This window comes from Mesorhizobium sp. M5C.F.Ca.IN.020.29.1.1, assembly GCF_003997375.1.
Classification (GTDB): Bacteria; Pseudomonadota; Alphaproteobacteria; order Rhizobiales; family Rhizobiaceae; genus Mesorhizobium; species Mesorhizobium wenxiniae.
On the sequence record NZ_RZSW01000311.1, the window covers coordinates 1 to 7,198 of the forward strand.

General features: G+C 61.1%; 7 protein-coding genes and 1 pseudogene. 2 read left to right on the top strand and 6 right to left on the bottom strand.

Translation table 11 applies throughout. From position 1 onward, the window contains the following. From EOA85_RS22315 to arcD, 4 genes and pseudogenes are all read right to left on the bottom strand, one after another. Positions 1-260: pseudogene (locus tag EOA85_RS22315) on the bottom strand (carbamate kinase); the annotation flags it as partial. A gap of 1 nt (position 261) precedes the next feature. Next, positions 262-1,263 (bottom strand): ornithine carbamoyltransferase, encoded by a 1,002-nt coding sequence (argF, locus tag EOA85_RS22320; RefSeq protein ID WP_127211192.1) that lies wholly within the window; start codon positions 1,261-1,263, stop codon positions 262-264. 17 nt (positions 1,264-1,280) lie between these two features. Further along, positions 1,281-2,513 (bottom strand): arginine deiminase, encoded by a 1,233-nt coding sequence (locus tag EOA85_RS22325; protein WP_127211193.1) that lies wholly within the window; start codon positions 2,511-2,513, stop codon positions 1,281-1,283. Next, positions 2,510-3,976, bottom strand: coding sequence for an arginine-ornithine antiporter (arcD, locus tag EOA85_RS22330; RefSeq protein WP_127211194.1), 1,467 nt, complete (start codon positions 3,974-3,976; stop codon positions 2,510-2,512). The genes EOA85_RS22325 and arcD overlap by 4 nt, the downstream gene beginning before the upstream one ends. A 365-nt stretch (positions 3,977-4,341) precedes the next feature. Here arcD and EOA85_RS22335 point away from each other — a divergent pair, with 365 nt between their 5' ends. Together EOA85_RS22335 and EOA85_RS22340 are read left to right on the top strand one after the other, a co-directional pair. Continuing rightward, a complete protein-coding gene (locus EOA85_RS22335) occupies positions 4,342-4,989 on the top strand; it encodes a BON domain-containing protein (RefSeq protein WP_127211198.1) in 648 nt (215 codons plus the stop codon). A gap of 73 nt (positions 4,990-5,062) precedes the next feature. Further along, a complete protein-coding gene (locus EOA85_RS22340) occupies positions 5,063-6,046 on the top strand; it encodes a zinc-dependent alcohol dehydrogenase family protein (RefSeq protein WP_127211195.1) in 984 nt (327 codons plus the stop codon). Positions 6,047-6,061: 15 nt separating this feature from the next. Here EOA85_RS22340 and EOA85_RS22345 read toward each other — a convergent pair whose 3' ends face one another. Both EOA85_RS22345 and EOA85_RS22350 read right to left on the bottom strand, forming a co-directional pair. Continuing rightward, positions 6,062-6,652 carry an NAD(P)H-dependent oxidoreductase gene (locus EOA85_RS22345; RefSeq protein ID WP_127211196.1) on the bottom strand — a complete coding sequence of 197 codons (591 nt, stop codon included), beginning with the start codon at positions 6,650-6,652 and terminating at the stop codon, positions 6,062-6,064. A 27-nt stretch (positions 6,653-6,679) separates the two neighbouring features. Further along, positions 6,680-7,066, bottom strand: coding sequence for a hypothetical protein (locus EOA85_RS22350; protein ID WP_127211197.1), 387 nt, complete (start codon positions 7,064-7,066; stop codon positions 6,680-6,682). Positions 7,067-7,198 lie beyond the last annotated feature (132 nt).

Genomic DNA, 7,198 nt, shown 5'->3' on the forward strand with positions numbered 1-7,198 from the left:
ACGTAACCGATCATGCCGGCGCTCTCGGCGCCGAGCACGTCCAGCGGAAACGCTCCGCCGCCCGGGTTGGCGGCGGCCTGCAGTGCGAGCAGACCAACCTGCGGGCCGTTGCCATGCGTGATCACGACCGAATGCCCTTCGCCAACAAGAGCCGCCAGTTCGGATGCGGCGCGCTTGATGTTGCTGCGCTGGTTCCCGGCCGTCATCGGTTCCCCACGGCGCAGCAGTGCGTTTCCGCCGAGCGCAACGATAATAAGCATTTCAATTGCCGATCGTGGCGACGAGCAGGGCCTTGATCGTATGCAAGCGGTTTTCGGCCTGGTCGAAGACGATCGAGGCATCCGACTCGAACACCTCGTCTGTGACCTCCATGCAGTCGATGCCATATTCCTTTCCGATGAAGGCGCCGATCTCGGTGTCGGTGTCATGGAACGCCGGCAGGCAATGCATGAATTTGACGTGCGGGTTGCCGGCGCCAGCCATCACTTCGCGGGTTACCCGGTAGGGCGTCAAAAGACGAATGCGCTCGGCCCAGCCGGATTTGTCCTCGCCCATCGACATCCAGACGTCGGTATAGACAAAGTCGGCGTCCTGGACGCAGCCCTTCACATCTTCGTCCAGCCTGAAGCGGCCGCCACTGTGTTCCGCCAGTTGCCTGACATGGGCGCAGAATCCCTCATCCGGCCAGAGCTCCCTGGGCGAGGCGATGCGCATGTCGATGCCGACCTTGGCAGCTCCCAGCGCGAGCGACAGCGCGACATTGTCGCGACCCTCGCCAACAAAGGTCACCGTCACGTCCGAAAGATGCTTGTGCGTGAATTCGCGCATGGTCATCAAATCGGCGAGGATCTGCGTCGGATGCGCCTCGTCGGTGAGACCGTTATAGACGGGCACGCCGGCATGCGCGGCAAGCAATTCGGCCTGGTGCTGGCCAAAGCCGCGATATTCTATCGCGTCGTACATCCGCCCGAGTACGCGGGCGGTGTCCTTCATCGATTCCTTGTGGCCGATGTGGCTGCCGCTGGGACCGAAATAGGTGACATGGGCACCTTGGTCATAGGCTGCCACTTCGAAGCCCGTGCGTGTGCGCGTTGAATCCTTTTCGAAAATCAGCGCGATGTTTTTCCGAGTGAGACGCGGTGTCTCGTGCCCGGCAAGCTTGGCGGCTTTGAGATCGGCCGCCAGCCTCAGAAGAAAACGGATCTCGTCAGCCGTGAGATCGTCCAGGGTCAGAACGGAGCGGCCGTGAAGATTGATCGACATGGAGAGTTCCTTTCGGGTCAAATCGGGTCGCGGGCAATGGGACAGGTCATGCAATGCCCGCCGCCGCGACCGCGACTGAGCTCGGCGCCCTCGACGGTGATGACTTCAATCCCGGCGCGGCGCAGAAGCGTATTGGTGTAGACGTTGCGGTCGTAGCCGATGACCACGCCGGGCTCGAGAGCAACGACGTTGTTGCCATCATCCCATTGCTCGCGCTCGGCCTCATAACGGTCGCCACCGGTGGCGATGATCCGCAGCGATTTCAATCCAAGGGCTTGGGCAACAACCTCTGTGAACGGTTTTGTCTCGTCCGTGACCTCGACCGTTGCCGCTCCGTCGCCCGGCCGCAGCGAGAAGGTGCGCAGCCGCTCGACCACCGGCGGGTACATCGTGACCAGATCGCGGTCGCAGAAGGTGAAGACGGTGTCGAGATGCATGAAGCTGCGGTCCCGCGGCATCAGCGCGGCGATCACGCGCGTCGCTTCGCCAGCAGCGAACAGGCTGCGTGCGAGGCCGCCCACGGCTTGTGGCGTGGTCCGCTCTCCCATGCCGACGAGAACCGTTCCATCGCCGATGGGCATGACGTCTCCGCCTTCCAGGCTGATGCCGGTTCCCGGATCAGGTGAAACGAAGGGGATGCCGCTGTCGCGAAAGCGGGGGTGGAAGCGGTAGACGGCTTCGACATTGGCCGCTTCTGGCCGCCTCGCGGGCCAGTACATGGCATTGACCGAGACCGAGCCATAAATCCAGCAGGAACTGTCGCGGGTGAAAAGCTGGTTCGGCAGCGGTGGAAGCACGAAGTCCTGAGGCGCGAGTGTCCTTCCGGTCAATCCGCTTGGTTCGAAAGGCAGCTCTGCGCGAGCGATGCCGCCGACGAGGTAGGACGCCAGCTGCGGTGAGGGCATCTCGTTGAGCCACCCCCGCATCTCGTCAACCATGTCGAGCCCGACGACGCCGGGATGGATCCGGCGATCCAAAAGCCAGTCGCGGGCCTTGGTCAGACTCATGGTGTCGGCCAGGAGTTCCCCGAACGAGTGCACCACAACGCCGCGTTCGCGCAGTGCGTCGACGAAGACATCATGCTCCTGCCGTGCCTTCTTGACCCACAGGACATCGTCAAAAAGCAACGCCTTGCAATTTTCCGGCGTCAGCCTTTGCAGGCTGAGATCGGGGCGGTGCACCAGCACCTCGCGCAGCCGGCCAACTTCAGAAAAGGCGCCAAGCTTGGTCGTGGTGATAGGAGCGTTCATAGCGGGCTGATGCTCCCGTTCCAGATGAGGTAGGCGGCAGCGATACCGGCGAGGGCAAGCGCTGCGGCGAGTGCTGCTTCGGCAGGATGGAAGATGCGCTGGTTGGTTTCGCGGCGGGCCCAAATGTAGAAGAGGATGCCGGGCGCATAGAGGATCGCGCACATGAACAGGTAGGCGGGTCCAGCCGCGTAGACGAGCCACAGCCCGTAGACCGTCGCCAGCAGTCCGGCGAAAAGCGGACCGGCGCGCTGCTCGCTGTTCCCATAGCTCTCCCCGGTCAGCGCGAGCTTGGCCGCGTAGGCTCCCGAAAAGATGTAAGGCACAAGGATGGCTGCGGATGCGATGTAGAACAGCGCCTGATAGGTGCTTTGCGCAAAGAGCGTGATCACCAGGAACGCCTGGACCAACAGGTTGGTGATCAAGAGCGAGGTCGACGGCACACCACGCTCGCTCTCCCGGCCGAAGAATTTCGGCATCGTTCCGTCCTTGGCGGCGACATGCGGAATTTCCGCGGCAAGCAGCGTCCAGCTCAGGAAGGCGCCGACCACCGACACGACAAGCGCGATGTTGATAAGGATGGCGCCCCAGGGCCCGACAACCGCCTCCAGCACGCCAGCCATAGAGGGGTTCTTCAGCGCGGCGAGCTCAGGCTGGCTCAAAATGCCGAGCGACAGCAAGGAGACCAGGGCATAGAGCGCGAGGCAGGTGAAGAAGCCCAGAAGGGTCGCCATAGCTATGTCCTTGCGGCGTTCGGCCCGGCCGGAGAATACGCTGGCGCCTTCGATGCCGATGAACACCCACAGGGTCACCAGCATTGTGCTTTTCACTTGTGCGGTAATCGAGCCGAGACTGGCGTTGCCAAACCCGGTGAAGTCGAGCGACCAAACTTCCAGCTTGAACGCGACTCCGACGACTCCCACGAACAGAACAATCGGAGCGATCTTTGCCACCGTGACAATGACGTTCACGATCGCTGCCTGCCGGATGCCGGCGAGAACCAGGGCGTGGATCAGCCACAGCAGGATCGATGCACCGAGCACAGCCTGCCAGGTATTTCCGTCACCGAAGGCCGGAAAGAAATAGGAAAGCGCGCTGAAAACGATCACCGCGTAGGAAACATTACCGACCCAGGCGCTGATCCAGTAGCCCCAGGCGCTGTTGAAGCCAATGAAGGGGCCGAAGCCAGCCTTGGCATAGGCATAGGGGCCGGCGTCGAGTTCGGGCTTGCGGGTTGCGAGCGACTGATAGACGAAGACCAACGCCAGCATGCCGATCGCGGTGATGGCCCAGCCAATCAGGACGGCAAGAGGACCGGCGCCGGCCGCCATATTCTGCGGTAGGCTGAACACGCCAGAGCCGACCATCGAACCGATCACCAGTGCGGTGAGCGAACCCACTCGGAGCTTTGTCGCTGCTGCGGTCGTCACCTTTCGGATAGGGATGTTGATTCCAGCGGTAGTCATGATGCTCTCCCGTAGCATGGCGTTGATGGGAGGCAATAAACAGAGAAGGAGGGGCGGCCGCTTTGATGCCGGTCAAAAGAGAATTTGTCCTCGCTGCATCCGAACTATTGGATTTCGCAAAGGTCCCGAGAGGTCTGGAATGTTGTGTTCATGCGTGTCGTCAGAAGACGGTCCGGCCCACGCTGGCTCCTGGCCCCAGAACGTCTAGGCGATGCGTTGCCTCGGATAATCACGGTTCACGTTTCGAGCAATCAAGCACATGGCCTTGGAGTTTTGATCTCCATCAACGCGCCACCCGCCACATCTCTGCATTTTTAACATCTTCAACAGAGTGGGTGCGACCCGCTCGGAACAGAGGTGCAAGTATGAACGACAATACTTTGCGACAGAACGTCATCTTTGAGCTGGAGTTCCAGCCCAGCATCGACGCGGCCAATATCGGCGTCGCTGTCGATAACGGGGTAGTCACACTGACCGGCCATGTCTCGACCTATGCACAGAAGGCCACGGCGGAAAAAGCGGTCCTTTGCGTCAAGGGCGTAAAAGGTGTCGCCCAAGAGATCGAAGTGCGGCCTTTCGGCAGCAATGTCACGGCAGACGATGAGATCGCCAAGCGGGCTCTGCACACGATCAGCTGGAACACGGTGGTCCCCGACGGAGCGGTGCAGGTCAAAGTCCAGAATGGCTGGGTGACCCTCACCGGCAAGGTGGAATGGCAGTATCAGAAAGCCGCCGCTGCCGCTGCCATTCGGTATTTGGCGGGCGTGCTCGGCGTCTACAACCAAATCGAGGTGAAGCCGCAAGCATCAGTGGGTGATGTGAAAAAGCGCATCGAAGATGCACTGAAACGCAACGCCGAAGTCGAGGCGAAGGCAATAAATGTCAAAGTGTCCGATGGCCGGGTTACGCTAGAAGGCAAGGTCAACAGTTGGGCCGAGCGTCGCACAACGGAACGGGCCGCCTGGGCCGTACCCGGCGTGCACATGGTCGAAGACCTCATTACAATCGCCTGATACGTAGCAGCGTCAAAAGGAAGTGGATCGTCATCCGCTTCCTTTTGTTTTTGCGGAATGCATAGGAGGTGTCATGAAAGCCATGGTGCTTGAAAGCATCGGCACTCCCTTGAAGCTGATCGACAGACCCGATCCTATTCCTGGGGTGGGCGAAATCAGGTTGAAAGTCGAGGCATGCGCAATCTGTCGGACCGATCTGCATGTCGTTGATGGTGATCTCCCTCATCCAAACCTGCCGGTCATTCCAGGTCATGAAATTGTCGGCGTCATTGATTCTGTTGGTGAGGGGGTCGCGAGCTCCCGACTTGGGCGGAGAGTCGGCGTGCCTTGGCTCGGGCATACGTGTGGCCACTGCCCCTATTGCGCCGCAGGGAGTGAAAATCTCTGCGACCAGCCACTGTTCACCGGCTATACACGCGATGGCGGTTTCGCCAGCCATGTCATCGCCGACGAGCATTTCGCCTTCGACCTGGATGCCGATGCAGATGCGGTGTCGTTGGCGCCGCTGCTTTGCGCCGGTCTTATCGGTTGGCGGTGCCTGAACAAAGCCGGCGAAGGCAAGCTGCTCGCGATCTATGGCTTCGGCGCTGCCGCGCACATCATCGCCCAGATCGCTATCTGGCAGGATCGTGAGGTCTTCGCTTTCACGCGGCCTGGCGACGAGGACGCACAGGCATTTGCGCGCTCGCTCGGCGCCACCTGGGCCGGCGGTTCGGATGAACATCCGCCCAAGCAGCTCGATGCCGCGATTATCTTCGCTCCTGTTGGTGCTTTGGTGCCAAACGCGCTGCGAGCCGTGCGGAAGGGCGGCCGGGTCGTGTGCGGCGGTATTCACATGAGTGACATTCCAGCGATGCCGTATCGATTGCTCTGGGAAGAGCGTGAATTGGTGTCAGTCGCAAACCTGACTCGCCACGATGCAGAAGAGTTCTTTCCCGTTGCCAGGAGTGCGCAGGTTCGCACGCATACAAAGGTCTATCCGCTTGAACAGGCAAACCAGGCGTTAGACGATCTGCGTGCCGGCAGATTGAGTGGTGCCGCCGTCCTGGTGCCGTGATCTACTCCAACCGGACTATCTGGCCCGCGCACCAAGCCTGCGCATTTGTCCGAGCCATTTCGCGCGCGTCGCGTCGCTTGCGCCCGCGACCATGCCGAACAACGTCTCGCGTACCGGACTGATGCCGACAAAATGGAGTATGCTTCGCCGCATGCCAGCAATGCCGTGGCCGAGGAACCAGAGCTGGTAGAGAAGGGAAGGCATGCCCATTGTCACCACGAGCCGGGCGGAGCGGCCGCGAAGTAGCGTCTTGGTAAAGCCTCTACCCTTGTCCGGATAGGCGAAGGCCGTTCCCGGCCGCATGACCTGTTCCAGAAATGCCTTGAGCAAGGCCGGCATGGTCCCGAGCCAAAGTGGAAAGACAAAGACGATGTGCTCCGCCCAGACGATCGCCCCGGCGGCGTCCTTCAGGCTATCGGGTATCGCGCCGTGTTCGAACTCCTGCATCGTGCGCAGCATCGGAAAATTGAGCGCTGCCAGATCGATTTGTCGCACGACATGTCCCGCCTGTTTTGCGCCCTCGGCATAGGCTTGCGCCAGACCGCGGCAGAGGCGGTCCGGAGACGGGTCGGGATGGCCGACCACAACCAGGATGCGTCGCGACATGAGTTGCTCCCGGCGTTGTTTGGAACGCTAAGGCCGTTCGACCCGTGCCACCTGATAGGTGTGCATGGCGCCGTTACGTTCGATTGACACGTATTCGCCGGTCACGAAACGCTCGTCGCCGAGATGGAAGCCGATCTCGTCGTCGCGGTCGCCCTCGGCATAATCGAAATACCACTGTCCGCCCGGCTTGCGACGCAGCCGGCCGATCAGATCTTCTTCACCGGTGCGGAAGCGGCGAACGCGGCATGCGGCCTTATGCTCCTTCCACTCGTCCGGGTCGATCCGACCGTCACCGTTCAATGGAGCGAGCACGTCATAGCCCTCCTCGCGGTCACCTTCCGGATGGCCCTTTTCACGGGCAAGCAGCAGCCGGACATGGCGAAATTTCGGGGTAAGATCCTTCAGATTGGTCATGGCGAACTCCTTTGACGGAGTTTCATAGCGCCGCGACCAGACTTGGCCTTGATCCGCATCAAAGGGCTCGGACGTCCTGGCGCTGTCAGACGTTCAGTGGCAGCAACATCGCGCCATAGCCGGCCACTGCGG

Coding starts and splice junctions, on each gene's coding strand:
- EOA85_RS22340 (WP_127211195.1), top strand. CDS start 5,063: ATGAAAGCCATGGTGCTTGAAAGCATCGGCACTCCCTTGAAGCTGATC.
- EOA85_RS22350 (WP_127211197.1), bottom strand. CDS start 7,066: ATGACCAATCTGAAGGATCTTACCCCGAAATTTCGCCATGTCCGGCTG.
- argF (WP_127211192.1), bottom strand. CDS start 1,263: ATGTCGATCAATCTTCACGGCCGCTCCGTTCTGACCCTGGACGATCTC.
- arcD (WP_127211194.1), bottom strand. CDS start 3,976: ATGACTACCGCTGGAATCAACATCCCTATCCGAAAGGTGACGACCGCA.
- EOA85_RS22325 (WP_127211193.1), bottom strand. CDS start 2,513: ATGAACGCTCCTATCACCACGACCAAGCTTGGCGCCTTTTCTGAAGTT.
- EOA85_RS22345 (WP_127211196.1), bottom strand. CDS start 6,652: ATGTCGCGACGCATCCTGGTTGTGGTCGGCCATCCCGACCCGTCTCCG.
- EOA85_RS22335 (WP_127211198.1), top strand. CDS start 4,342: ATGAACGACAATACTTTGCGACAGAACGTCATCTTTGAGCTGGAGTTC.